23 protein-coding genes are annotated in these 25,906 nt (G+C 54.5%); 14 read left to right on the forward strand and 9 right to left on the reverse strand.

All coding sequences use genetic code 11. From position 1 onward, the window contains the following. Positions 1–363: 363 nt before the first annotated feature. Positions 364–1,881 (forward strand): ISNCY family transposase, encoded by a 1,518-nt coding sequence (locus tag SH528x_RS08150; RefSeq protein WP_442505442.1) that lies wholly within the window; start codon positions 364–366, stop codon positions 1,879–1,881. Between the two features lie 204 nt (positions 1,882–2,085). On the opposite strand, the gene SH528x_RS08155 is transcribed toward SH528x_RS08150, so the two are convergent. Continuing rightward, positions 2,086–2,679, reverse strand: a complete 594-nt coding sequence (locus SH528x_RS08155) for a YeeE/YedE thiosulfate transporter family protein (protein WP_442510026.1) — start codon at positions 2,677–2,679, stop codon at positions 2,086–2,088. Continuing rightward, positions 2,672–3,307 carry a YeeE/YedE family protein gene (locus SH528x_RS08160; RefSeq protein ID WP_442510027.1) on the reverse strand — a complete coding sequence of 212 codons (636 nt, stop codon included), beginning with the start codon at positions 3,305–3,307 and terminating at the stop codon, positions 2,672–2,674. Before SH528x_RS08160 ends, SH528x_RS08155 begins: the two co-directional genes overlap by 8 nt. A gap of 243 nt (positions 3,308–3,550) precedes the next feature. On the opposite strand from SH528x_RS08160, the gene SH528x_RS08165 reads away from it, so the two are divergent. Together SH528x_RS08165 and SH528x_RS08170 are read left to right on the forward strand one after the other, a co-directional pair. Next, the gene (locus SH528x_RS08165) at positions 3,551–4,003 is read left to right on the forward strand and encodes a beta-lactamase hydrolase domain-containing protein (RefSeq protein WP_442510028.1); all 453 of its coding nucleotides are present in this window, start codon (positions 3,551–3,553) and stop codon (positions 4,001–4,003) included. 42 nt (positions 4,004–4,045) lie between these two features. Then, positions 4,046–4,900: a sulfite exporter TauE/SafE family protein gene (locus tag SH528x_RS08170; RefSeq protein WP_442510029.1), complete on the forward strand. Its 855-nt coding sequence runs from the start codon at positions 4,046–4,048 to the stop codon at positions 4,898–4,900. A 355-nt stretch (positions 4,901–5,255) separates the two neighbouring features. Here SH528x_RS08170 and SH528x_RS08175 read toward each other — a convergent pair whose 3' ends face one another. The 3 genes from SH528x_RS08175 to SH528x_RS08185 all read right to left on the reverse strand — a co-directional run bounded on the left by SH528x_RS08175 (position 5,256) and on the right by SH528x_RS08185 (position 10,557). After that, a complete protein-coding gene (locus SH528x_RS08175; RefSeq protein ID WP_442510030.1) occupies positions 5,256–6,581 on the reverse strand; it encodes an outer membrane protein assembly factor BamB family protein in 1,326 nt (441 codons plus the stop codon). Between the two features lie 119 nt (positions 6,582–6,700). After that, complete coding sequence (locus SH528x_RS08180) at positions 6,701–9,187, reverse strand: DUF1592 domain-containing protein (protein WP_442510031.1); 2,487 nt, start codon at positions 9,185–9,187, stop codon at positions 6,701–6,703. A 74-nt stretch (positions 9,188–9,261) separates the two neighbouring features. Beyond that, positions 9,262–10,557, reverse strand: coding sequence for a DUF1552 domain-containing protein (locus tag SH528x_RS08185; protein WP_442510032.1), 1,296 nt, complete (start codon positions 10,555–10,557; stop codon positions 9,262–9,264). Between the two features lie 410 nt (positions 10,558–10,967). Here SH528x_RS08185 and SH528x_RS08190 point away from each other — a divergent pair, with 410 nt between their 5' ends. The 11 genes from SH528x_RS08190 to SH528x_RS08240 all read left to right on the forward strand — a co-directional run bounded on the left by SH528x_RS08190 (position 10,968) and on the right by SH528x_RS08240 (position 21,960). Continuing rightward, entirely contained in the window at positions 10,968–11,984 is a 1,017-nt protein-coding gene (locus SH528x_RS08190; protein WP_442510033.1) for an RNA ligase (ATP), read from the forward strand. Between the two features lie 22 nt (positions 11,985–12,006). Then, complete coding sequence (locus tag SH528x_RS08195) at positions 12,007–12,183, forward strand: hypothetical protein (protein WP_442510034.1); 177 nt, start codon at positions 12,007–12,009, stop codon at positions 12,181–12,183. Between the two features lie 57 nt (positions 12,184–12,240). Beyond that, positions 12,241–12,639 carry an RNA ligase family protein gene (locus SH528x_RS08200; RefSeq protein ID WP_442510035.1) on the forward strand — a complete coding sequence of 133 codons (399 nt, stop codon included), beginning with the start codon at positions 12,241–12,243 and terminating at the stop codon, positions 12,637–12,639. Between the two features lie 262 nt (positions 12,640–12,901). After that, positions 12,902–13,228 (forward strand): hypothetical protein, encoded by a 327-nt coding sequence (locus tag SH528x_RS08205; protein ID WP_442510036.1) that lies wholly within the window; start codon positions 12,902–12,904, stop codon positions 13,226–13,228. Positions 13,229–13,568: 340 nt separating this feature from the next. Further along, the gene (locus SH528x_RS08210; RefSeq protein ID WP_442510037.1) at positions 13,569–15,875 is read left to right on the forward strand and encodes a SulP family inorganic anion transporter; all 2,307 of its coding nucleotides are present in this window, start codon (positions 13,569–13,571) and stop codon (positions 15,873–15,875) included. A gap of 369 nt (positions 15,876–16,244) precedes the next feature. After that, positions 16,245–17,348, forward strand: a complete 1,104-nt coding sequence (lpxD, locus tag SH528x_RS08215; RefSeq protein WP_442510038.1) for a UDP-3-O-(3-hydroxymyristoyl)glucosamine N-acyltransferase — start codon at positions 16,245–16,247, stop codon at positions 17,346–17,348. Between the two features lie 2 nt (positions 17,349–17,350). After that, the gene (locus tag SH528x_RS08220) at positions 17,351–18,268 is read left to right on the forward strand and encodes an LpxI family protein (protein ID WP_442510039.1); all 918 of its coding nucleotides are present in this window, start codon (positions 17,351–17,353) and stop codon (positions 18,266–18,268) included. A 90-nt stretch (positions 18,269–18,358) separates the two neighbouring features. Next, complete coding sequence (locus SH528x_RS08225) at positions 18,359–19,378, forward strand: 4-(cytidine 5'-diphospho)-2-C-methyl-D-erythritol kinase (protein WP_442510040.1); 1,020 nt, start codon at positions 18,359–18,361, stop codon at positions 19,376–19,378. Between the two features lie 94 nt (positions 19,379–19,472). Beyond that, positions 19,473–20,096 carry a septation protein SpoVG family protein gene (locus tag SH528x_RS08230; protein WP_442510041.1) on the forward strand — a complete coding sequence of 208 codons (624 nt, stop codon included), beginning with the start codon at positions 19,473–19,475 and terminating at the stop codon, positions 20,094–20,096. A 188-nt stretch (positions 20,097–20,284) separates the two neighbouring features. Then, positions 20,285–20,581 (forward strand): hypothetical protein, encoded by a 297-nt coding sequence (locus SH528x_RS08235; protein ID WP_442510042.1) that lies wholly within the window; start codon positions 20,285–20,287, stop codon positions 20,579–20,581. Beyond that, positions 20,578–21,960, forward strand: coding sequence for a methyltransferase RsmF C-terminal domain-like protein (locus SH528x_RS08240; protein ID WP_442510043.1), 1,383 nt, complete (start codon positions 20,578–20,580; stop codon positions 21,958–21,960). The genes SH528x_RS08235 and SH528x_RS08240 overlap by 4 nt, the downstream gene beginning before the upstream one ends. Here SH528x_RS08240 and SH528x_RS08245 read toward each other — a convergent pair. The 4 genes from SH528x_RS08245 to SH528x_RS08260 form a co-directional block, all read right to left on the reverse strand. Then, positions 21,957–23,102 (reverse strand): SGNH/GDSL hydrolase family protein, encoded by a 1,146-nt coding sequence (locus SH528x_RS08245; protein WP_442510044.1) that lies wholly within the window; start codon positions 23,100–23,102, stop codon positions 21,957–21,959. The two genes, SH528x_RS08240 and SH528x_RS08245, sit on opposite strands and share 4 nt — an antisense overlap. A gap of 199 nt (positions 23,103–23,301) precedes the next feature. Beyond that, positions 23,302–24,663 (reverse strand): sigma-54-dependent transcriptional regulator, encoded by a 1,362-nt coding sequence (locus SH528x_RS08250; RefSeq protein ID WP_442510045.1) that lies wholly within the window; start codon positions 24,661–24,663, stop codon positions 23,302–23,304. Between the two features lie 106 nt (positions 24,664–24,769). Next, a complete protein-coding gene (locus SH528x_RS08255; protein WP_442510046.1) occupies positions 24,770–25,693 on the reverse strand; it encodes an SHD1 domain-containing protein in 924 nt (307 codons plus the stop codon). Then, positions 25,663–25,860 carry a hypothetical protein gene (locus SH528x_RS08260; RefSeq protein ID WP_442510047.1) on the reverse strand — a complete coding sequence of 66 codons (198 nt, stop codon included), beginning with the start codon at positions 25,858–25,860 and terminating at the stop codon, positions 25,663–25,665. The genes SH528x_RS08255 and SH528x_RS08260 overlap by 31 nt, the downstream gene beginning before the upstream one ends. Positions 25,861–25,906: the final 46 nt, after the last annotated feature.

Raw genomic sequence — 25,906 nt, forward strand, 5'->3', positions numbered from 1 at the left:
TGCCTCACGGCCCACGGCTCACGGGGGCGCTTCGATTGTCGCTCGGCTTTCCAAGTCGATGGCGTGTCTCTCGTTTTATCGCCGATGCGCGCGTGAGAGGCCGCTTTAGATATGGATGCGGCGTTCGGCGTTTGCGGTTCCAGCTTGGAAAGCTGGCCGACAATGGTCTTGCACACTACCCGGTGCCTTACGGCCCACGGCTCACAAAAAGGCACAGATTAAAAATGCACCTACGTTCACCAGGACGTATTTCCACCGTCTAGCGACGGTAGCTAGTGTCTGTCATCAAACAGAATGATCCCGTGTTTTACGGGGTTATTTAGAAAAAAGCTCCTTGAAGACTGAACCGTTTGACCGGTTCGAGTGTTGAAACAGTTAGGAAAAACCAATTTCATCACAAATCTTCAAGGAGTGGTCGAGATGCGAAAGAGTTATGAACCTCAGATGCGGTTCGCAGCAACCCCCATCGCGCAGTTGCAATTGAATCTGAATTGTCGTGACGAAATTATACCCGTTCTCGCTGCCCTGCGTCATGTCTATCTCGACGGTCCGCTGCGAAGAAGCCTTACCAACTTAATCGCGCAAGATGTCAGTGAGCTCTCGCGCCGCGATACCGGCAGACCCGGTTTCGATGATTGGCAAATTCTCGTGCTGGCAGTGCTCAGAATGAATTGCAATTTCGACTACGACAAACTCCAAGACCAAGCCGAGAACCATCACAATCTCCGTACGATCCTCGGTGTTGACGATTGGGAGCAAGACCCGAATTTCGACTTTCGCCGTATTCGCAATTCGTGTTGTCTGATCAAGCCTGAGACAATTGAGAAGATCAACCACATCATTGTTCGACACGGACAACAGTTCCATGGCGATGCAGTAGGATCGGCTCGCGCCGACTCGTTCGTGATCGAAACGAATATTCATTACCCAACCGAAAGCAGCTTGATGTACGACGGGATGCGGAAGATCATCCCGCTGGCCCGCACCCTTGCTGACGAAATCAGTCTTCCTCGGTGGCGTCAGTCCGCTCACTTGTTAAAGACGATCAAAAAGCTTCATCGACAAATTAATCAGCTCTCTGCCAGTCGTATCGTCAAAAAGAAGGAGGCGATCGAATCGCTCTACTGTAGCCTGATAGAGCGTGTAGACTTGATCCTCCAAAGAGTCAAAACACTGGAAAAGGCAGCGAAAAACGCATTGCCTCTCTCGCTGCACATTCGGCTTGAGGAACTCACGGGTTGGGCCAGTTTGACCCAACAGGTTCGTGATACCGCGCATCGCCGAGTGGTGCTGGGCGAGAGCGTTCCCAACAGCGAGAAGCTGTTCAGCCTTTTCGAAACTCATACGCAACTCTACCAACGTGGCAAAGCAGGCGAGCCGATTCAGTATGGACGACTGGCAATGATCTTTGAGGACGGTGCGGGCTTCATCAGCCATTACTATCTGATGGATCGTGATGAAACCGACGGCAGTGTCGTGGTTGAGCAAACGAAGATCGCCCAGCAGCGTCACCAAGGTAAGCTTGAAGAACTTTCGCTTGATCGTGGCTTTCACAGCGCGGCGAACGTTAAAGCCTTGTTGCCGATCGTTGGCAACGTCAGTTGTCCATCGCGGAACTCTCAAAACTTTGCAACCGAAGTTGCCAACGAGTCAGACGACTCACGCCGACGTCGACACCGTCACGCAGGAATCGAATCCGCGGTCGGTGCGTTGCAGCGGGGCAACGGATTGAAACGTTGTCGTGACCGCAGTGAAGTTGGTTTTAAACGCTATCTTGGCCTAGCCGTGCTGGGGCGGAACCTGCAGGTGCTTGGCCGGCTATTGATCGCGGCAGAAAACCCCGACGCTGCAGCGGCAAAGACAGTACGTGCAGCGGCCTAATTAGGTCAAAGACACAACGCAGAGTTGATCAACGACACCCTCCTGGCTGAAGGTACGCGCAGTCATCTGAAAACACTGCAAATTCGCCCCTCATCGTGGTGTTGAAGGCGGGTCGCCAACAATCTTCACACTAACGTTTCGCCCTCTCAAGCTGTAAAATTACGCCGCCTCGAGGTTTTATGACAGACACTAGCTACGGAGTTATTAGGCCCGCACTTGCTTGCCGCGGCCGATCGGTTTGCTTCTCGGCCGCTGCGTGGGATGGTGTTTCATCCGTGCATAAAAGTAGGCGCCCAAAGCAACTGCCACCAGACCCAGGATCCAGAGCCATGGTGAAGTGCCGGTCCACTGCGGAATGGTGATCTTGCCCGCATCACCCCAGGCTTTGGCAAACGCAGAGAGCTGAGGATAGAATCCGACAAACAGTGCGGCTCCGAACAGCATCCCGACGACGCCGACCATCGCGTCGCGGCGTCCTTCGCCGCACGCGGCGACGCTTGTGCCGGGGCAGTAGCCGAATAGCGACATGCCCGCGCCGAAGCAGGCACCGCCTACGAGGATGCCGGCCCAGGCCAGCGGTTTGATGTGCAGCGAGACCGCGTCGGTGGGCAATAACGCATAGATCCCGATCGCGCCGACCACTACCGCCGTTCCCATGATCTTGACCACGGTCCAGTCACGGAACAGGAATTGGCCGAGAATCACGTGATACTTTGCGACGCGTCCCTTTTGAAGCAATATGCCGAACACGACTCCCGTGATTAGCCCGAGAGCAAGCTTCCAGGTTGGATCAAACATTTTCGCTAGCCCTCCGGCCGTAGAGTAGAAATGCAGTGAGTATGGCAAACGTGAAAAACGTAATGCTGAATATCCAACTCGATGCGGCAAGCTGCAGGCTGCCGCTGATTCCGTGACCACTGGTGCAACCTTGTGCCAACCGAGCCCCGAACATCATCAAGCCACCCGCCAAAAATGCGACACTCAACCTGAGGGCGGCACTGTTGCCAAACCTCTTCTGCCACATCGGTGGGACGACAATCGGCTCACGATCACCTGATGAGAACGAACTGAGCAGGCTGCCCAGTAGGACGCCGACCACTAGCATCCATTCCCAGCTGATCTTTGGCGAGTTGTCCTGAAAGTAGGAATTCGACTCGGCGAATTGCGGAGCGACTGCCTCGATCCCCAGGGCAGCGGTGTGTTCAAACGCGGTGGTGATTCCCAGCGGATGGTCGGCGCTCCAAAAAGCGAACCAACTCAGTACGCCGATCCCGACCCCAACGATGTAGGGTGACCAAGCGTGCTTTGCTAACGGATTTTTCATCGCAGCTACCCTCGATTGTGAATATCTATGTTGAATCGTCCTGCCCTGCGTACCGCGGAGAGACGTTGATGAGTGCGCCCAAGCGAAAGAATAAAGGAGCAATTTCTGTTCCGAATTACATCAGCTCACAAAATGGGACAGTCGAACTGGTGAGCGGTTGGTTTAGTGAGCCGCTCGCGCGTGAGCGGCCGGGTATATCGTGTTACCCGGTGCCTTACTGCTCACTCGTGTTGACGATTTCAAGTTCTATTCGACTTGGGGGCCGGCCAACCTTTTACCGGTATCGCATTTGCTACGGAGTACTCTCGTTCAACTAATTCCACTCAAGACGTAAAAGGAAACCCAATGTCCCAGCGGATGAAAATAAGCGACGAAATCACGGTAGGCCCCCAACCCTCGGCTGACGAAATTGAGAAAATTGCGGGCGAAGGCTTCGCATCGCTGATCAATTTCCGAACAGCGGGGGAGGATGATCAGCCATTGTCACCCGACGCCGAGCAGCAGAAGGTCGAATCGAACGGGCTGAAATATCTGCACATTCCGGTGTCGATGCAGGATATGTCGCCTGAGGTGGTCGACCGGTTTCGTGAAAAATATAGCGAACTGCCCAAACCGGTCTTCGCTCACTGCAAATCGGGAAAGCGGGCGGGCGCGATGGTGATGATGCACATGGCCGCCGAGCAAGGAATGACAGGGGAACAGACACTCACACAGGCCAAGAAAATGGGTTTTGAATGTGACCAGCCCCAGTTGGAACAGTTCGTCAAGAATTATGTCGATACCCGTAGCGCTCGGTGATCCCGCCGCCGCAGCCGCCTTTTCTCGTGACCGAGGCCACTGATGGATCCGCTTATTACCGCACTCGCTCTGGCGGTGCTCGTTGGGATCACGCTAGGCATCTTCGGGGCGGGCGGTTCGATTTTGACGCTGCCCATCTTCACGTTTGTGCTCGGCGTCCCGGTCGTGCAAGCCGTGGTGATGTCGATGGTCGTGGTGGGCGGATCGAGCTTGCCGGCGGCAGCACGCTATTGGCAACAAGGCAGCTTTCATACGCGGGCGGCGATCCTACTGTCGGCCACCGGGGCGCCCGGAGCCTATCTCGGATCTTTCCTCACCGACTTGGTTTCCGAGCGAACATTGTTGCTGATCTTTGCCGCGATCATGCTGGCGGCCGGGATCGCAATGGTGCGAGGACGAGGCGAACAATCGCATCGGGACCGCAGTTGCCGCGTTTGGCCTTGTTTGCTGATCGGGGCGGCCGTCGGTGTGCTGACTGGCTTTCTAGGCGTGGGGGGCGGATTTTTGATCGTACCGGCACTGGTGCTGTTCGCCGGCGTTGACGCAAAACGTGCCGTCGGAACGTCGCTGGCGATCATCACGTTCAATACGCTGGCCGGACTCGCCGGACAATTACGTTCGACAAGTATCGATTGGGGAGTCACGCTCGCCTTTCTTGGACTCGCATTTCTTGGCATGCTGGTTGGATTGGTCCTTGGCGAGCGGTTGCCGGCCGACCGGATCCGCACCGCATTTGGCTGGTTCGTCATTGTGTTGTCAGTGGTCATTGGCGGGCTGGCGATATCCAAGGGGCCGCAGGATGACACGGCGTCCGTGGCGATGAAGCCAGAGTTACAGCCGATAAGATGCGTCCGGTTTGACGGCGGCAAAGCTGAGCCGGCGGCATTAGCGGGCTGATTTAGTGAGCCGCTCGCGCTGAGCGAGCGGGTTCCACGAATTACCCGGTGCCTTACGGCCCACGGCTCACAAAAGGGGACTGTTCGAACTAAGGAGCGGTTGATTTAGTGAGCCGTGACGCGTGAGCGGCCGGGTCTTGCGCATTACCCGGTGCCTTACGGCCCGCGGCTCACAAAAGGGGACTGTCGAACTAAGGAGCGGTTGATTTAGTGAGCCGCTCGCGCGTGAGCGGCCGGGTCTTGCACATTACCCGGTGCCTTACGGCCCGCGGCTCACAGGAATGGACCGAACGCAAAGGATTCCGCACTATCGCAGATGCGATTGACCTGCAGTCGGATCATCGCTGCTTGGGCGTTTACTCTGGCGAAGGCTTCGCGATACACCACAGTGCCTCGTCGGTGCGAATCAGGATGTCGCTGCCTGCGGCGACGACGGAGGCGTTCGTCTTTTCACCAAGCGAATTCTCCGCGAGTTGCTTGAATTCTTCAGGATCGGGTTTGAAAACCGTGGTGGTACCAGACTTGGTCAGCAGGAACATGCGGCCGTCACCGGTTTGCGTAATGCTGGACCAAGTGCCTCCGCCATCAGTGCGTTTCTTCCATAGCTCGTCGCCCGTTTGAACCTCGATGCAACTCAGCACGCCATTCATGTTGCAGATATAGATCGATCCATTGTCGGCAACTCCGGTCCCCAGCCATCCTTGATCTTTGGACTTATGCCAGATCCGGTGCGTCTGTGTCACGTCGCCGCGACCGCCGGCTCGGACCGCGAGCGATGCACCTCCGTAGCCACCCAGGGCGACCACGACGCCGTCGGATTCCATCGGCGAGGCATACGCCAACGGGCCCGTTCCGCCACATGTCCACAGCAGCTCGCCGCTGGACGGATCGAACGCACTGACGCGGCGCGACAGTGCGGCGACCAGTTCCGTGTGGCCATCGACCTCGATCAGGATCGGCGTGTTCCAGGCACCTCGCAGTCGTTCGCTCCGCGGTTTATTGCTGTTGGAATCGTTGGCGTTGCCGTCATTCTCAGGACCGCTGAGTGCCCGTTCGGCCTTGTCATCCAATGAGTCCACCTGCCAGCGTGTTTCGCCAGTGACCTTGTCGACGGCGATCAGGAACTCGTTGTTCCCCGGCCCGAACAACAGGATGCACAAATCGTCGTGCAGAATCGGTGACGATCCGTAGCCCCATATGTGCTGCTGCGTGCCGAGGTCGCGGCGCCACAGTTCCTTGCCATCGACATCCCAGCAAACCAGTCCGGCGGACCCGAACCACGCGATCACATGTTTCCCGTCGGTGACCGGCGACGCCGAGCAATAGGGATTCGTTTTGTGCGATGTTTCTGGTTTGTCGTACGTTACGCTGCGTCGCCAGACTTCACGACCGGTTTCTCGATCAACGCAAAACAGACTTCGCTGGTTGGATTCGGAGAGCGGCTGAGTAAAAAACACGCGGTCGTCCCACACGACCGGCGTTGAGTTGCCGGCCTCAGGCAACGCGATCCGCCACTTCACGTTTTTGTCCGGCCCCCACTGGGTCGGCACCGCGGCGGCCGAAGTGATGCCAGATCCGGCGGGGCCTCGCCATTGGGGCCAGTTCGAATCGGCGGCATGCGATTGGGAAACGAAGCTTAGGAAACAGAGGGCTATCGCGGCGGAAAAGTCAGTTTTCATCATTATCCCTGGAACATGGGGGGATTTGAAGAGTGACGGTAGTGGATCTTGCTAAAGATCCTGTATGCGGGATCTTTAGTAAGATCCACTACGGTCAAGCTTGCGAATTAATTTTTTGGAACTTAACGTGATCGAAAAATCTCGCTGGTCAGCGTTTCCGTTACCATCGTTTGCAGTCCGTAGTCGGCGGCCTTGACGCGGTCCAAAATATCATCGATTTCGAACTGGTCCGTCCGCTCCATGTGTCGTCCTGCCGCGTACGTGAGCAGCTTCTCGATCAGATTGCGAGCGAACAGATCACGACGACTTTCCAACATCACTTTTTTGAAGCCAGGGAAGTCTTTGTACGTTTCACCCGACGGCAACTTGCCCGACGGATCCACCTTCGCTGTCGAGCCCTTGCCTTTGGGATTCGGGTATTTCTCTCGCCAACGTCCGATCGGGTCAAACGTTTCGAGGGCATAACCGAGCGGATCGATGCTTCGATGACACACGTAGCACGCTTTGTCCTGGCTGTGTTTCGTCAGCTTCTCGCGGATCGTCGTCGCGCCGCTCACATCGGCATCAATCGCAGGTACCTCGTCTGGCGGTGGCGGAGGTGTGATACCGAGGATGTTTTCGAGAACCCACACACCGCGTGTCACCGGAGAAGTGTCGACGCCATTGGCGCTGACGGTCAGCACACCGGCCATCCCCAGCACACCACCGCGCTGTTTGTTCTTATTCAGACTGACACGCTGGAATCCATCAGCCAAACGGAGCGTGTCTTGTTCGGGTAACTTGTACAGTTTTGCCAATTTCTTGTCGACAAAGGTGTAATCCGCGTCCAGGAAATCGATCACCGATCCGTTCTCGTCAAGCAGATTCCGAAAGAACAGACGTGCTTCTTGTTTCATCGATTCAGGCAGATTCTGGGCATAGTATTCCCACGCGTCATTGCGAGGCGGAGGCAGATTGCCAATGTCTCGCAGGTTTAACCAGCTATCGAGAAATCCGTTGATGAACTCGTCCGACCGATCATCACCAAGCAGCCGAGCAATTTGCTTTTTCAACTCGTCCGTCTTGGTCAAACGGCCGGATTGGGCAGCAGCGAACAGCTCGTCGTCCGGTGGCGCTGCCCACAGCGTGTAGGAAAGTCGCGAGGCAAGGTCGAACGGACGCAGCTTCGTCTCGTCCTCGGGGGTAATTTCACTGAGGTACAGAAACGACGGCGAGCAAAGGATCATCTTCAGCGTGTCCAAGGCGGCCTGACGCGGACTTGCCTTCTCCGACAAACGTTTTTGATAGATAGCCTCGATTCGCGTGCGATCGGATTTGTCCAGCGGACGACGGTACGCTCGTTGGCCGAAGGCAAACAGTTGCTCGATCGCTTGATCTGCCTGAAACCCCTCGCCGCCGAAAACAGCCTGTTCCTCTTTTCCGCCAGCGGTTTCGGGCAGCGGACCTCGAACCTTGATCTCTCCGATCTTGATGTGAGGCAGCGCACCTTCGCGAAGCAGCGGTGTGCGGCTGACCCCGACCGTGGGATTCTTGAATTCGTCCTTGTATCGCTTGTTCGTTTCGATCACCGACGCCCGTGATTCGTACGGACCGTTGGGGAAAATAAATCGAGGTGTCTGTCCGGCATCTAGCCAGACGCGGAAACTCAACCATTCAGGCTTGTCATCAGGAACGATGGCGGTGCCGAGAATCGGTTCGATCGCTTGCGGGTAATGGATGTGTCCTTTGGTTGCGTCGCCAGGAACGACGGCCAGCTGAAAGGGTTCGGAAAAGTCGATGCGAAAAATCTTGGGGTCGTAATGCGTGTCGCGGTGCATTGCCTGGGCGTTAACTTCGATGTCGTAAAGACCCGACACCGGGACGCCCTCCAAGAAATCTTCGATGTGTCCATAGCCGCCTTGCCGCGTATCTGTGTTGGGCTGTTCGTACAGACAAAGGAACTTGAATTTGAAAACGCTGCGGTGAGCACCCGTCAGTTCTTCGTACTGCTGGAAATTGTCAGTAAAGTGCCACGACTTGGGCTGCATCACCGGTTTGCCGAGACGTGTCTCCACCAGTCGCGAAGCCGCTTGCAGGTACTGGTCCAGTAAGAAGCCCGATGTCACCAGCGACTCACCGATCGTATCCATGTGCTGGCTGGTGTTTTCCTTGGGGAAATCTGCGGTCAGCCCCAGCGTGTCGACACGGCGGTCAAATAGCGTCGCCAGCGTGTTTTCATATTCGCGGTTGGAAAGCCGACGCATGACGGTGCGGCCACCCGAGCTTTTGAAATTTTCGCGAGCCTCTGCGATGCTGTTTCGCAACACGCTCAGCAGGGCCAGGCGTTGCTCGTCGCTCGGTTGGTCCGCGTCCTCGGGCGGCATCAGTTTCAGTGTCACGGAATCGATGATCTCATCGGCCGTGATCAGTTGCTGTTCCGAGGTAATCGGAAGTGTGAACGACTCGAATTCTCGCTCGCCCTCGGCCGAGCCCGTGTCATGGCACTGCAGACAGAATTCGCCCATGAAGTTCGCTAACACGGCGCTGTTTTTGTCAGCAGCAGCGACTTCGGAAGCAGTTCCTTTTTTGGGATTTGCTTCCGCTGCGACGGCAACGGCCTGCGTGGCCATAGCGAAGATGATAACGCAAACGGCGTGAAACGCCCCACGTTGGACAGACTCACAGAGATGCATAGTGATCGCGTTTACGAGAGGGTGCCGGTACTGGTTCCGAACGAGTCCTTCTCGACACCCATCCGCTGGGCAATGTCGACGAACAGGTTACACAGTGGGACATTGCCCGAGCGTTTGGAGCCGACTTTCTTGAACTCGCCGCGGCCGTAACCACCACCCGCCATCAGGATCGGCAGGTCCGTGTTGGTGTGCGAGCTGCCGTTGCCCATGCCACTTCCGAACAGCACCGCGGTCGATTCGAGTAAGCTCTGGTCGCCGTCCTGGATTGCTGCCAGCCGTGTTAAGAACTTTCCAAATTGTTCCAGCTGGTACGACTCGAGTGTAATCAGGTGTGCGACCGTCTCTTCGTCGTTGCCGTGATGCGAGAGACTGTGATAGGACTTGTCGATTCCGAGGTTCTGGGGCAAGAAGCTGCCACCGATTTCCAACGTGGCGATCCGGGTCGAATCGGTTTGTAGCGCCAGTGCGATCAGCTCGTACAACATCGGCAGGTCGTCGACGGTGTTCGTGTTGGCAGGTTTATCGAATGGTGCATCGGGCTTGGGTTGATCGGCCCAGCGGCGGCGGACTTCGAGCCGTTTTTCGACGTCGCGAATCGAGCTGAAGTACTCGTCAAGTTTTGCTTTGTCTTCTTTGTTGACTCGCTTGGACAGCGAGCTCGCTTCTTCGGTGATCGAATCGAGAATCGAAGAATTCAGCGTCGTCGCTTTGACCTTCTGAGCCAGTCGTTCTTTCGATTCGGTGACAAAAAGTTTGTCGAACAATTCGGCGGGAGCTGTGATGGGCGGGACGCGGACGCCCGACTTGGTCCACGACATTTGGCAGCCGCCGTGGATGCCGCCTTCGGAGCCGACGGTCAACGACGCGAAACGCGTTTGACCTCCGACCTCATCGGCAAGGAATTGGTCGATGGTGACGTTGCCGTCGGGGCGGTGCTTCGATTCGTGGTGCAGCACGCCGGACAGAAATGTATGCACGGCGAAATGCCCGCCACGCAGTCCGTGATCGAGGCCACGATAGACCGTGATCTGGTCGCGGTTTGCCTCCAGCGGTTTCAGCAGCGTTGTCTGCTCAAATTCCTTTCCGGTGGTTTCCGGAAAAAAATGCTTCTGCTGAAATCCAAGCAAGTTGCCTACCGCAACGAACCGGCGGGCACCGACACCAGCGCCGCGGGTCGCTCGAACCGCCGAGTTGCTGCCGACCGACTCGGCCCTCAGTGACGCAAGCCCGGGCAGAGCGAGCGATCCAGCAACAGAACGAAGGACGAAACGCCTGCGATCAAGATTCTTTTTGGTTGGTTTTGACATGCTAACATTCTAGCCAAAATTGGAAGGCAATCCAACGTCAGCGAGGTAACGTCGGCGAATATGCGTATTTGAGCGAGAGCTCGCTTGGTCCGCTACAGGAAAATGTGGTTTTTGGCGTGCTTCGGAGCGATTGGAACCAGGCTCGTCTATAGAATTCAGCAGCATTTTCCAGCTCCAAAAAACAAAGTCCATAGATGTTTTTCAGGCGGATTGGACCAAGGCGAGTGTTCTGGCCCCGCGAAGAATCAGCGATCGCCCGTAGTGGATCTGGTTGAAGACCCCGTTTTCACTTGTTCCCGAGGCTCCCACCTCACGAGAACCGGAAACCCGGCAGGCGGAAGCCTGCAGGCACCGCGAGTTCCCGCGGGGTAGGGTCTGGGAACATGTAGACTAACACTGAAAGAATTGCGATGAGAAAACTGGCAACGATCCGCACCGTTCATCAGACGAAACCAATCGACGGGGCGGACATGATTGAATTAGCGATCGTCGATGGCTGGAAATGCGTCACTAAGAAGAGCGAGTTTGCAGTCGGTGACGCCGTGAACTACTGCGAGATCGACTCCTTTCTGCCAGTACGAGAAGTGTTCGAGTTCCTACGAAAGTCATCGCTGAAAACGATGGATGATTGCGAGGGTTTTCGTTTGCGAACCGTGAAGCTGCGGGGACAGATTTCGCAGGGGTTGCTGCTGAGTCCAAAGATGCTTGGTCGTCCGTTTGAACTTGGCGAAGACGTCAGTGATGAACTCGGCATCGTCAAATACGAGCCGCCAATTCCCGCGTGCTTGGGCGGCCGGGTCGTTGGTCCGTTCCCGTCGTTCATTTCCAAGACCGATGAGGAACGAATTCAAAATCTCGCGAAGGAGTTCGATTCGTATCGTGGCAAACCGTTCTATATTTCGGAAAAGGTCGACGGAACTTCGTTTACTGCCTTCTTCCACGAAGATGCATTCGGTGTGTGCGGCCGTAACTGGCAATTGGCCGAAGACGACAGTAACAGCCATTGGCGAGTGGTCCGGGCATTGGAGCTTCGAGCACGACTCGAAGCTCTCGGACGATCCAATGCGATTCGACGATCCAATGCGATTCAAGGTGAACTGGTCGGGCCAGGAATCCAAGGCAACCGCTATGCGTTCAAGGAACCCGAGCCGTTCGTATTCAATATAATCGCCATCGCAGCTTCGTCCTATTTGGAGAAGGCTAAAATGGAAGCGGTTTATGCCGAATTCGAGTTGAAGTCGGTGCCACCGGTTGGTGTTCACAAACTTCCTGGCTCCATTGACGAGGTACTTGAATTCGCGGAAGGCAAGAGCATGCTCAACCCAAAGTCAGAACGTGAGGGGCTGGTGTGGGTCTATGGGTCGGGTGATGATCGTGTCTCCTTCAAATCGATTTCCAACAAGTTTCTCGCCAAATACGGCGAGTGAACGCAGCGAGGCGAATGACAACGTGAAGATTTGGTTTATCTCTGATACTCATACTCGGCACGGGGAGCTCGATGTTCCTCGTGCCGATGAGGTGATTCATTGCGGCGATGAAGCCAATATGCGAAAGCCGTGGCAAAATAAACTCAAATCGCGAGCGTTCTTCAATTGGTTCTCTGAATTGGACATCGAGACGGATTGAGTGAACCTTTGCAGGGCCCCTTTGCGTCCTGCACGTTCTGGTCATTTGATTCGATATTTGAGACACGATTGCGAACTGTCGCACTATTTCTTGGAGTTTGATCTCTATGACAAAGTGACCAGCATCTTCTTGACGCTTGAAAAGCGAATGCAATTGCTTGAAGGTTCGGGAATCGAGACGGTTCCGATCGTTCATCGTGGATTGCTCAAGAAATCGGACCTCGAACCGATGGCCGACTCATCTGCGTTCGGTGCCTCGTTCGAAAATCCTTGGACAGGGGGTTTCGACGATCGGATGGAAGGACTCTATCTGCGTACGGAAGATGCTCAGCGGGTGACGGGGAGGGCTAAGTTTGCGCGACCCGAGTTTGTCGAAAAGATCAAGCAAAGCACGCACTGGCAACATCAAACCATGACACCGAACGAGCTGAAGGATGGTGTGGATATTTGGGAATAACGCCTCATCGCTTGTCGCTTGTTCGCTGGCAGTGCCCGAGAACGAGGGTAGTCGTGGCGGGTCAAACATGGGGGGGTGGCACTCGATTGATGCACTCTTGGTAAATTTCCGTTTTCGATGCGTTGTCTGTATCGAGCTGTGGCATAATAATTTTCATCTTGACGAACTCACTCGATTTTCTATCGTATCTCCAACGGGGCAGTCGTTCTCCGAATCGCTGTCACTCCGTTGCCATTTCGATCCTTTTGGTGCAAATCCGTTCATGATGCCGCGTTTTTCAGGTGCATTCTTCGCTCTTGTGATGCTCGCTTTGGCACTGCCATGTGGGACGTTTTTCGTGCCTGCGTCGCTGCTTGCCAACGTTTCGGACTCACAAACGCCAGCGGAAGAGCACGAGGAACGTCAACCCATTTCGGAGACGAGTCGCGAACGAAATTCGCAACTCCGCAATCGACGCGAAAGCGCCTACCCCGTCGCGTCGGCCCTGCTGCGCTCGGGAGCATCGGGTCGTTTAAATGAGGTTACCCTTCGACGCAGTCTCGAAGGGCATCGAATTCACGAAGCACTGCTTGCGCCGATCCGCTGTTAGCGGACCTTCTTCTTCGGACGCTCTCGCCGTTCGACATCCCGGCGTCTTTTTGACAGCAAATAGCTGCCGATATCACCCGCACTGCGTACTTTGTGTCTGCGTTTCGACGCGAGCATTTGTGGCTACGTCATGCACGTTGGTGCAGCGCTGGAATATCGGTGCGAATTGCAGTTTCTAGGTAGCGTGGCGTTTCCAACGTAGCACGGCGAATCTGACGCTGCATGGTGGTTCCGAAGAAGCACGCCCCGGATGTACTTGCGCAATTTTCACGAAAACGATTACGGCGAGTTCTTTCTCGCAAACTCATTAAAAAACAACCCCTGTTATAAAAACACCATTGATGGCTAACTCAAACCTACTTCAACCTGACACACGTTCCTCAATTTTTTCTCCGCAAACGGTTCCGAAGGATTTACTTGCGGGGATCGTCGTTTTTCTGGTGGCATTGCCGCTCTGTCTGGGCATCGCGATTGCCTCGGATGCACCACCGTTTGCGGGCGTTTTAGCCGGCATCATCGGAGGCATTGTCGTTGGCTCGCTGAGCGGGTCGCACACCAGCGTTAGTGGTCCAGCGGCGGGACTGACCGCGATTGTCGCCGTCCAGATTGCGACATTGGGATCTTTCGAGGCGTTTCTGCTCGCGGTGCTTGTCGGCGGCGTGCTGCAGATTGGATTGGGGATCGCCCGCGCCGGTGCACTCTCGGCGTTCTTTCCATCGAGTGTGATTAAGGGGCTGCTGGCCGCGATCGGCGTGATCCTGATTTTGAAGCAAATCCCACATATTCTTGGCCATGACAACGATCCTGAAGGGGACATGGCATTCTCGCAGCCCGATAACGAAAACACGTTCACCGAAATTTTCTCTACCTTTGCTGGCGACATTCATGTTGGGGCGTTGGTAGTGGGACTCCTTTCGATTGGCGTGCTTATCTTGTGGGAGAAAGTCAAACCACTGAAACGGTCTTTCCTGCCCGGCCCTTTGGTCGTCGTTTTGATGGGCGTTGCCATCAGTGTCTACCTTCGCACCCTGGGCGGAAAATGGGAAATTTCTTCGTCGCACCTTGTGCAATTTCCCGTCGCAGAATCCACCTCTGCGTTTTTCTCGTTCTTCACCACGCCCGATTTTTCTCAGTGGACCAATCCGGCAATCTATATCGCCGGAGTGACGATTGCGATTGTTGCTTCGTTAGAAACATTGCTGAATCTTGAAGCGGTTGACAAAATCGATCCCGAGCATCGGGATTCACCTCCGAGCCGCGAATTGGTCGCGCAAGGGGTGGGCAATGTTATCGCAGGACTCGTCGGAGGACTGCCGATGACCTCGGTGATCGTCCGCAGTAGCGTCAACGTCGACGCCGGAGTAAAAACGAAATTGTCTGCAATTTTCCATGCAGTGCTGCTGCTGGTGTGTGCGGTATTCTTCCCGATGTACCTGAACATGATTCCGCTTTCTGCGCTGGCGGCAATCCTGCTTGTTACCGGGTTCAAACTGGCCAGTCCAAAGCTGTTTTCCCAGATGTGGAAAGAAGGCCGATATCAATTCGCTCCGTTTATCATCACGCTCGTCTCGATCGTGATGACCGACCTGCTGATTGGGATTCTGATCGGCCTAGGGGTCAGCGTTTTGTTCATTTTGAACAGCAATTTGCGTCGTCCGATCCGCCGGATTGTCGAAACCCACCTCGATGGCGATATCGTCCATGTGGAACTGGCAAACCAGGTTAGTTTTCTGAATCGAGCGGCCTTGGACAAACTGCTGGGCAATGCATCGCGAGGCACCCACTTGTTGATTGACGCGACGGAGTCGGACTATATCGATCCGGATATTTTGAGCCTGATTCGCGACTACAAGACAAACACTGCGCCGGTGCGTGGCGTGACGGTTAGCTTGAAAGGATTTCGCGACAAGTACAAATTGCAAGACGAAATTCAATTCGCTGACTATTCAACGCGTGAACTACAGGACCGTGTGACCCCAGGACAAGTTCTATCGATCCTACGCGAAGGCAACCACCGATTTGTTTCCGGTAATCGGTTGACACGTGACTTTGGTCGCCAAGTCCATGCAACAGCGAGCGGGCAAACCCCATTGGCGGTGGTGCTCAGCTGTATCGACTCGCGAGTTCCAGCCGAATTGGTGCTTGATGTCGGTCTGGGTGACATATTCAGTGTCCGCGTCGCTGGCAATGTAATCGGCACAAAATCGCTTGGCAGTATCGAGTATGGTGTCACGGTTGCGGGCGTCAAACTTGTGCTCGTGATGGGGCACACTCGCTGTGGTGCCGTTACCGCCGCCGTGAATTTGCTAGGTACGAACCAGGACATCGAACAGGCGACAGGTTGCCCCCATCTACATGCGATCATCGACGAAATCGAACCGTCAGTCGATCGCGGTGCGTTCCATACAGCGAGTGCTCAAGGGGAATCGCATATCGAAGCGGTTGTCGACGAAGTGATTGTTCGTAATGTGATGCAAACCGTGCAAAAAATTACGACTCGAAGTGGAGCAATTCGAACTGCTGTCGAAGCCGGAAAAGTAATGGTCGTCGGTGCCATTTACGATGTGGCTAGCGGAAAAATCTCGTTTCTTGATGATCAAGGCAACGAGCGGCCCCACTTACCCTCGTTGGCAGAACAAGGCGCGTAGCCCGCCACGCTGTTCGTTTTTTTCAAATCTTCAGGTTGCTTGGAAGGATGTTTACTCGGAATGTGCTTGCTAGCAATTTCCGAAAAGCAAATCGGTATTCGACGCAGTGCTGACATTCAAAATGTTCGCACTGCGTTTTGTGTTGCTTTTGGCCCGAAAACAGCTTGTTTTGAAAGTAGAAACCGAAACTGCCGCGACGTACTCAAGCATCCCTTTGATTTGAAATCGCTCTTGATGGAAACTCTCACACGCAGGTATACAGAGGCGTGAGAAGCCGCGAATCATGAATTGAGAAAGCTCGCCGTGCAGGGATCGTGACGCGGGCAGGCTTTTCAAAAACAGCATAAAAGCAAAGCAAGGATGCTCCCGATGAAAAAACGACTTAGCAGCTTGGCCATCTTGGCCGAAGGAAAGCTCATTGGCGGTGATGGCGACACCGTTTGCCATGGTGCATTCCCATTGGGGGAAGAGGACAGCGGTCACGTCACGATGCTCGACGATCCCCGCCGGGCAGCGGATCTCGAGCAATCCAAAGCGGTTGCTGTCGTCTGTTCCGAGCCGCTTAAAAACACATCGATGGCTCAGATCGTCGTCAGCGATCCTCGCGACGCGTTCACTAAAATTGTGGCCTGTTTTCGTCCTCCGGTCTCATTCGATTTGCCGGGTTGGGGAATTGACCCGTCGGCGACGCTTGCTGAATCGGCACGCATTCACCCATCAGCGATCATCGGTGCCGGTGTCAGTGTTGGCCAGCGGACCCGAATCATGCCTGGTGTCGTTGTGTTGCCAAATTGCAACATCGGTGACGATTGCGTTATCCACAGCAACGTTACGCTTTACGAAAACACGCAAATCAGCGACCGAGTGACGATCCATTCTGGAACGATCATTGGCGCAAACGGATTTGGTTATCGCCAAGAAGCGGGACGCCACGTTCCGACCGCACAACTCGGCTTTGTCCAAATTGATTCGGATGTTGAAATCGGAGCCTCCGTCACGATCGACCGAGGAACCTATGGTACCACTCGCATCGGCGAAGGAACCAAGATCGACAACCAAGTCATGATCGCGCATAACTGCAAGATTGGTCGTCATAATCTGATCTGTAGCCAAGTTGGAATCGCAGGCAGTTGCACCACAGGCGACTACGTCATCTTGGCGGGCCAAGTGGGGCTGAAAGACCATATCAACCTGGGCGACCAAACAATCGTGGGCGCTCAAGCCGGTGTGATGGACGATTGCGAAGGGCACCAAGTTTATCTCGGTTCTCCCGCGACCCCACAGCGTGAGCAAATGCAAATCATGGCGGTCGAGCGTAAATTGCCCGAAATGCGTCGTGAAATCAAGAACTTGCGACGCGATATCGATCGCATGATTCAGCAAAGCAACGAAGCCAGCGCCGCATCAATGCACTCGGCAACGAAACCGCCTGAGTCGATCTCGATTAAATCGCATTCCAAACGTGCCGCGTAGCCATGACCAACATTTCTTCGCACTCGCCTGTCGGCATTATCGCGGGCTGGGGACGTTTCCCTATCGAAGTTGCTGAGGCGATTGTCCGCGAAGGACGTGATGTCTGCTGCATCGCGATCAAAGGGCACGCCAGTAACGAATTGGAATCGATTTGCCGCGATGTCCATTGGTTGGGTGTTGGCAAGGTGGGTGGCCATATTCGCTACTTTCGCCGCCAAGGCGTAAAACAAGTCACGATGGCAGGCAAGCTATTCAAATCGGATATTCTGTTTCAAGGATCGGTGTGGCTGAAACACTTGCCTGATCTGCACGCGATCCGAACGTTTGGCCCGTTGCTATTTGGGCGTAAACGAGACGCTCGCGACGACCGATTGTTGATGGCGGTTACCAATACTTACATACGCAGTGGCATGCAGATTTGTGCCGCAACCGATTTTGCACCGGAGCTACTTGTGAAACACGGAACTCTTGTCGGCAAATCACTTAACAGCCGTGCACAACGTGACGTTCAAATCGGATGGCAGGTTGCTCGGCAAATGGGTGGGATGGATATCGGGCAATCGATTACGATCAAGGACGGGACCGTGATTGCCGTTGAGGCGATCGAAGGCACAGACGCTTGCATCGAGCGAACGGGCGAGCTATGCCGTCGCGGTGGCTGGACATTGGTCAAAGTCAGCAAACCGAACCAAGACATGCGGTTTGATGTTCCGACGATTGGCCCGCAAACGATCGAGCGAGTGGCAAAAGCAGGCGGTACGGTCATCGCCATCGAGGCAGGCAAGACGATCGTGGTCGATCAAACTCAAACGTACGCCGACGCTCGCCGCAACGGAGTCACCATCGTTGCGATGAAGCAAAGCGACATCACTTCGATCGACAACCAAACGACTTCGGCTAGTGAAACCAACGTTGCCTGAAAGCCGAACTCGCCTCCGTGCAAGACCTCTGCAACGATGAAGCCCCCTGCAACGTAGAAGCCTCCGAGTCGTCCTGTGCAAGCTCTTCCCATGACATCGATTGCCGTGACTCACCCGCCGGCAAAGTTAAACTTGTTTCTCGAGTTGATTGGCAAGCGGGACGACGGTTTTCACGATATTGACACCGTCATGGTTGCAATCGATTGGCGCGACCAATTGCGTGTGCAGCGAAGCGAATCCCCAGGCATCCAACTCGCAGTGCAATGGATGCCATCGCTCGAAATTATCGCAAGCGAATTGGGAGTGGAACCGGACTCGGACGATGGTAAATCGTTACTCGCGATTCCGAGTGATCAACGTAATCTCGTCCATCGCGCCCTAACAGGTTTTCTGCAGCACTTCGAATTAGCTGGAGGATTTTCCTGCGAACTGGCAAAAAGCATTCCCGCGGGAGCGGGAATGGGGGGCGCCAGCAGCGATGCGGCTTCGGCGTTGCTTTGTGCCGCAAAGCTATGCGGGATCCCCAGCGATCACCCTGATATCGCTTTATTGGCTGCGGATCTCGGCAGCGACGTGCCATTTTTTCTTGGAAATGCGGGGACAGCCTGGGCGGCGGCTCGAGCTCTAGGACGCGGCGAGCAGCTTTCCCCAGTTGCGTTATCTGCTCAACTTAACGCTGTGGTCGTTTTTCCGGCAGAAAGCTTGTCCACAGCAAGGATTTACTCGAAATCGTCCATTTCGGCGGCCCCACAGTCCGCCGAACCTCTGATTGCAGCGTTAAACGTGGGTATTTTGCAAAAAATCACTTCGCAAATGTGTAATCGACTTCAGGAGCCCGCATCAAAAATCGCACCGCAAATTGACGAAATATTAAAATCGATGTGGCGTCACGGGCTGCTTGGGTGTCAATTAACAGGGAGCGGATCAGCTTGCTTTGGCTTAACAACGTCGGCAACTCAAGCGACACAAATGGCATCGCAATTGCGGAGTCGATATGGTGGAGTACAGCACCGGTGCGACGAGCCACATGCCGATTGTCAAGATATACCGACTGCGAGAGTTGTTGCTACGAGTTCGGTGCTTGTCCCCGCCAGCATTCAGATTGAATAAGTTCGAAGTCCAGAGTTGCTGAATATGTTGAGACTCACTGTTGGCTCCGGACAATCCGCACACCAAAGCCATCGCGGTTAGGGAGGGTCACATAGTGCAGATCTCAGAGATACGCATCAAGTTAATGGAAGGTTCCGAGGATCGTCTACGAGCGTTTTGCTCGCTCACCATTGACGGTTGTTTTGTCGTTCGCGACTTGAAGATCATTGACGGTGCGAACGGTCCTTTTGTCGCCATGCCAAGTCGAAAGTTAACGGGGCATTGCCAGCGTTGTAGTTATAAGAATCATCTTCGCGCGACGTATTGCAATCACTGCGGTGTGAAGTTGCAAGTCGACGCAGACATGGATTCGCCTCAAAAGCTGTATGCTGATGTTGCTCATCCGATCAACAGTGATTGTCGTGAATTGATTCAAAACGCGGTGATCGAAGAGTTTGAAGCCGAACTGAGTCGATCGCGTGAACCGGGTTACCGATCACGCTACGATGATGATTTCGATTATGAAGATGCCGGCCCCCCCTCGTCACCGGCAAATCGGCAAAACGAACAACGCTCTAATGATGAGGCAACGCCCTCACACGAAGCGGCCTTGATCGACAAGCCTGAATCGGAAAGTTCCGGTGGCAGCGGTCCCAAACGACCTCACTTCATGGATTCGCCTAGTCGCGAGAAAGTGACTCCCAAAGAAGATGACGATTTTGGCGCCGGCATCTTTTAGTGAGCGGCGATTGCCCGACATGGTTGATTGACGATCGGGCTTGCCCCGTAGTAAAGTAGGCAAGCTGCGGTTGGTGCGAATGTGTGCCAGTTCTCGTCAGTGGACTCCCCCTGGAAAGCTTTTAGCAAACAAAGGCGTGGAGCAATCACCGAAATTTCGCTTGCCTCGATTCTCATTTCGCCTTTCGCATGCATCCATCGTCGCGTCATCGCCGTCTGCCCCAAGTCAGCCTCGCTGTGTTGATGTTGATGATGGTAATCTTTGCCGTGATTTTTGCCGGCGGACTCTACGCGATGCGAGTTCCTGCAGTGCAAGACGATCTTGAAGCTCTGTTCGGAAACGGTGCAGTGACCGGGGGCGACAACTCTTCAGGCCATCTTGCCCATATCGTTTTCATCATGTTCACGCTGACCTCGCCGCTGTTGCTTGCCGGCGGTTTGTCGATGGGTTTGTCCGCTTGGCGTTGGTTCCAGCGACAGGCATGAGTTTGACTTCCAAGCCTAGTAGCGAGTCCTTTGATGACGAGCCATTTCGCGACTTAGTTCGCGATGCTCTGGGATCGATTTCGTTTAAGGACGAAGAGCTCGGTGCATTTATCGCGGCATTAGGAAAACGACACCGCAACGTGGTTCGTTTGCGAAATGGTGTAGATCAGCAATCATTGCCATTCAGCGTCGAGCCAGTGCCTTGGTACTCACTCGGTTACCGTTGTGTGTCACCCGAGACGCGTCCGTCGAAGCAACTCGCCTATGCGGCGGCTGACTATTATGTTCAAGATGCCGGATCGCTGCTTGCACTGGCAGCTCTAAAAGCGGATCGTAAAGACGCTCTCAAAAACCAAATCGTTTGTGACCTCTGTGCCGCACCCGGTGGCAAGGCAACCGCAATACTTGAGTCACTTGGCGACGAGGGCTTCCTGTTGGCGAATGAGCCGATTCGCTCGCGTGTTCCTGCTTTGCTGCACAACTTGTCACGAACGGGATCGGACCGTTTTGCGATTTCGCAGCTTGACCCTGATGATCTAGCAAAGCATTTGGCTGGCTGTTTCGACGTCGTTGTGGTTGATGCGCCTTGTAGCGGACAAGCGTTATTGTCACGCAAACGCCAATCCGTCTCGGCACTGTCACCAAATCAAATCGAACATAGTGCCTCGCGACAACAGCGGATTTTGTCTGCCGCGAGTCGACTGCTTCGCCCCGGTGGGAAACTGGTCTACAGCACATGCACTTTTGCTGTTGCCGAGAATGAATCGCAAATCGATAGGCTGTTGGATTCGGAAGACTTCACCCCTGACCCGTTGGACGAGCTACAACCGTATGCATCGCCAATCACCCCAGCGTGTTATCGACTGTGGCCTCACCAGCATGATTGTGCTGGAAGCTTTGCAGCCTCGCTGCGGCGATCAGCAACGGCGGATTCGGCAAAGACGTTTCGCACTCCCAAACCTGTCAAAACTCCCGTCGACCTTAATCAATGGTTTGCGGAGTCGACCGGCGAGCATCGTTATTTCGCCAGCGACTCTTCACTCTATGCAATCCCCAACGACTCGCCAGTCTGGGTGGAAACCGTTGCAAAGCTTGGCCCCGAGATTGCCCACCGTACCGGCAAAGTGTGGAAACCCGCGCACGCCGCGGCTCTACAACGCGACACGCGACTTCGCTGTCACCAAACGATGGATGTGGATCACGAAGTGGCGACTCAATATCTCAGCGGATCACCGGTTCCTTGTCCAACCCGCGGTTGGACTGTGATTCAATATCGGGGACGGCCACTCGGCTGGGTCAAAGGCGACCGCGGGCTGGGCAAAAATCATCTACCCACGGCATCACGCTTTGCTCAGCTGTTGCCGCCCGCGCTGCATTAACGCTTGTCATTGATGGCGTTGCGCAGGATGGGTTCAAACACATCGGCTTGCCGAAAAAAGCCGAGATCACTCGCGTGCGAGCCATCCGTCGCACCGTCGGCATCGTCACCATACAAATGATCGCCGTCGATGTAGTGCAAGTTTTTAACTCCATCGGCGATCAAGCTGTTGTAGGCAGCTTTTAAAGCAGCGTGATTTTCCGTGTGATGCTTCTGGCGTGCTGGCAAAATCCAGTCGTTGGTGTTGCGTCGGTCTTCGACAAGAACGATCGGGGTATTCGGATGCGAATGGCGAATCTGCTTTACTAATGGAACGCACTTTTGGGCGACCGCAGCGGGGACCATGTTAGGCAGGCAGTCGATGACGAACGCGGTTGCATCGACCTGTGCCAAATAGTCACCCACTGCTTTGTCCATCCGGCCGTTACCCGAGAACCCCAGATTAGCGACCGGCATGTCAAAGCGTCGACCCAGGATCGCAGTGTGAACCATTCCCGGTCGACTGGCACAAGCCCCATGAGTGATACTCGTGCCGTAAAACAGAATTGGCTTTTCACGTGGTGTGAGTCCTTCGAAGTGACTGCCCTCTTTTACTCCGATGCTCATGAATTCCACTCCATTGTACAGCGGCAAGTAGGCTGCATACTCACGCTGTCCGGCCGCCAATCCATTAACGAGCTCTACTTTCACCTCCTGTGACGAAGGTTTGGCGACTTGAACCCACTTCCAATCGCCGTTGCCATCGCGAGCGTATAGATCCACTCCGCTGACACCGGTCGCAGGCATGTGGGGCATTGCTAAACCGGCATCCTTCAATTTGTAATGAACATGGATTGCAGTTGAATCGGTTTTGAACCGAACCATCATCCCTGCGCTGTCGCGACTTAGATTCCAAACATTTTTTGTAACCGATGATTCCGCAGACGCGGGCAGTCGATCAAACCACTGCACTCGTTCTTGCTCAGGCAGAATACGGCCTTCGACACCCCACTGTGTTACATCGTACCAATCAACGCCACCGGCCGATTTCTTGTTGACCGCCATCTCGGGATCCAGCGTAGCAATCGCTGGCTGTTGAGCGAATATCAACGATGCGTGCAGCACCATCCAAGTGGCAATGAGGCGGTGAACTAGGGTGAACATCAATCAATCTCGGTGTAATAGGTAGGAAAGTTAGGTAGGTCATTACGTGAGCCGACGGCGTTAGCCGCGGAGAGCGTCAATATTGCCCGCGGCTAACGCCGTCGGCTCAGATCATTATGTAAGATGATTCAAACTGATCTGCTTAAGCAACTCGTGGACGGCGTTGGCCGCGGGGAGGGGCTCATTGTAGAGGAATCGTTCAGTGCAAACCGTATCGACTCATCTTATAATGTAACGTGCGAACACTGATGCCAAGCGCTTTGGCCGTTTTGTCGCGATGCAAATCATAAGCATCGAGTACGGCTCCGATCGTTTCTCGCTCACACGTTTCGACTGCTTCGGCCAAGGAAATGAGCGTTTTATTGGAAGAGCTCGGTACGCGAGTCAATTCGGCAGGCAATTCGTCATGATGAATGACTTCGCCGCTGTGGGTTACGACGATTCGTTCGATGACGTTCCTCAGTTGTCGAACATTACCTGGCCAATTCGAGGAAACGAGCGTTTGCATCGCAGCGGGAGAGAGTTGTTTTGCGTCTCGCGAATGACGCTTACAAAACTGTTCCAAGAAATGTTCCACCAACAATGGGATGTCTTCGCGACGGGCTCGCAGCGGTGGGACTTCGATCGGAATCACGTTCAGACGATAATACAGATCCTCACGAAAGACGCCTTCTTCGATCAGATCATGGACAGAACGGTTGGTCGCTGAAACGATGCGAACATCGGCGTGAACTAATTCTTCGCCCCCAACGCGAACGAAGACACGTGATTCGAGCACTCGCAACAGATCGACTTGACTCTTCGCCGGCATCTCAGTCACTTCGTCAAGAAACAGCGTACCTCCGGATGCCTGCTCGAAACATCCCGGCTTTCGTCGCGAGGCCCCACTGAACGAGCCTTTTTCGTGGCCAAAAAGTTCGCTCTCGAGCAGGTTTTCAGGCATCGCCCCCAAGTTTACGGCAATGAAGGGGCCGCTACTTCGGTCGCTGAGATCGTGTAGGGCACGGGCGATCAACTCTTTTCCCGTGCCACTTTCGCCTTGGACTAGCACCGTCGCTTCGGTCGCGGCCACTTGGCGAATTTGCTGGAAGACCGCCTGCATCGCAGCGCCATTGCCAACGATATTGGACATTTGTCCGGCACCGGCCAATCGTGTTCTCAGCTGTTGGTTCTCGACTCGCAATTGATAATATTCACGTGCCTTGCGGACTTGTTGACGAATCAAATTCAAGTCGAGTGGTTTTAAAATGAAGTCAAAGGCACCCGCTCGCATCGCTTCGACAGCAGTCTCGACCGTACCGTGAGCCGTGATCACGATCACGGCAACGTTGGGACGCAAGTGGTGAATTTGTTTTAACAGCTCGATTCCCGTCATGCTGCTGTTTAATCGCACATCCGCAATCACCAATTGGAACGAGCCTTTGGCAAATTGGTCCAGTGCATCGTCCGCATCGCCCGCGGTTTTTACGATATCAGCTTCGCCTGCGAGTCCCTTTGCCAAACCCGAGCGGATATTAGGCTCGTCATCAACAATCAGTACGGCGAACGGATCGGAGCTCATTCGGAATCTTTCGTGGAATAACAATCATGGCTTTTCAGCGACCATGTTTTTGTTAGCGACGACCATCGTTTCGCCCGAAGGCAAGTGATAGGTAGCAATTGAGGGTTTACCGATTTGCTCGTCGCACGCCGATCACCATATAGCCTGGATAGCGAGCGGTCACCATTCGAGTTGCGATGTCACTGTTGGGGGCCGTAACGATGACGCTGGTGCGACGACCGTATACACCTTGTCGCGGGTCGAGCATGACTTCCCAGATTGAGGTCAAGCCTGTGGCCGCTGCAAGCATATCGAGCTTCATACGCTCGATTTGATAGTACCTTTCGCTTTCCCGTTGGTACTGCATCGCCGATGATTGGACCATCAAACTTTCGCGTTCTCGCGCGGCCTCATCTTCCTCGTTGCTGAGCCATTGTTCCCAGCCAGGTTGCAGCACCGCGAGATCTTTTTTGGAAAACAAAAAGAAGGGAACGCTAATTTCGTCACCGCTTTCGAGTTTCATCAAGACGCCCTCGAGCGGATACGTTTTCGCTGTCGCTCCGAGCGATTTCGTCCAAGCCTCGAACTGGCTTTGGTCTTCGATCTTTCTCCCCTCGAGATGGGAGATGATTTTTAAGACCAGCTTTTGGTGAAGAGGATCGATGCGTGCGAACGGCTGGTTGTTGACAAACACGTTGCCCACTTTGCGTTGGACGACGAGATCATTTTTGCCATACGCAATGACCCGGCCGCGGATCTTCAATCCGTCTGCCGAGGTCCATGTTTGCATCTCATTCGCAGATTTACGATAAGCATCCATCGTCTCTTTGGATGTGACGTAATCGCGATCTTGTTGCGAAAGTTCCGCTAATTCAACGGCCACCAATTTGCCAGACGATCGTTTTAGGACCACCGTGGAATCGTTAAACGCGATCACGTCCGCTTCGATCTTGAATTGGCCGTCCGAGCTCGACCACTCGCGAGCATCGACGATCGCGGGGGCCAACAAGGTGGCACCCATTAGTGTGAGTAGGTGTAAGGACATTCGCATTGGTTTGGATCCTCAAAAAAGCAACCGATAGAAAGCAAAAAGAGGTCGACACTCCAATTTAGCACGGCCACCGCCTCGTACAACTCAGACGCGATCATCCGCCGCATTGCAAAAACGGGCGACAGCGTCGACCATTTCGCGGTGAAACGATACAGTAATAGGTCCATTGTTGCTCGGAACAAACTTGGAAACGATCGCTCGGCAGCGGACGTT

It is taken from the genome of Novipirellula methanifontis (genome assembly GCF_052161655.1).
Taxonomy (GTDB): domain Bacteria; phylum Planctomycetota; class Planctomycetia; order Pirellulales; family Pirellulaceae; genus Novipirellula.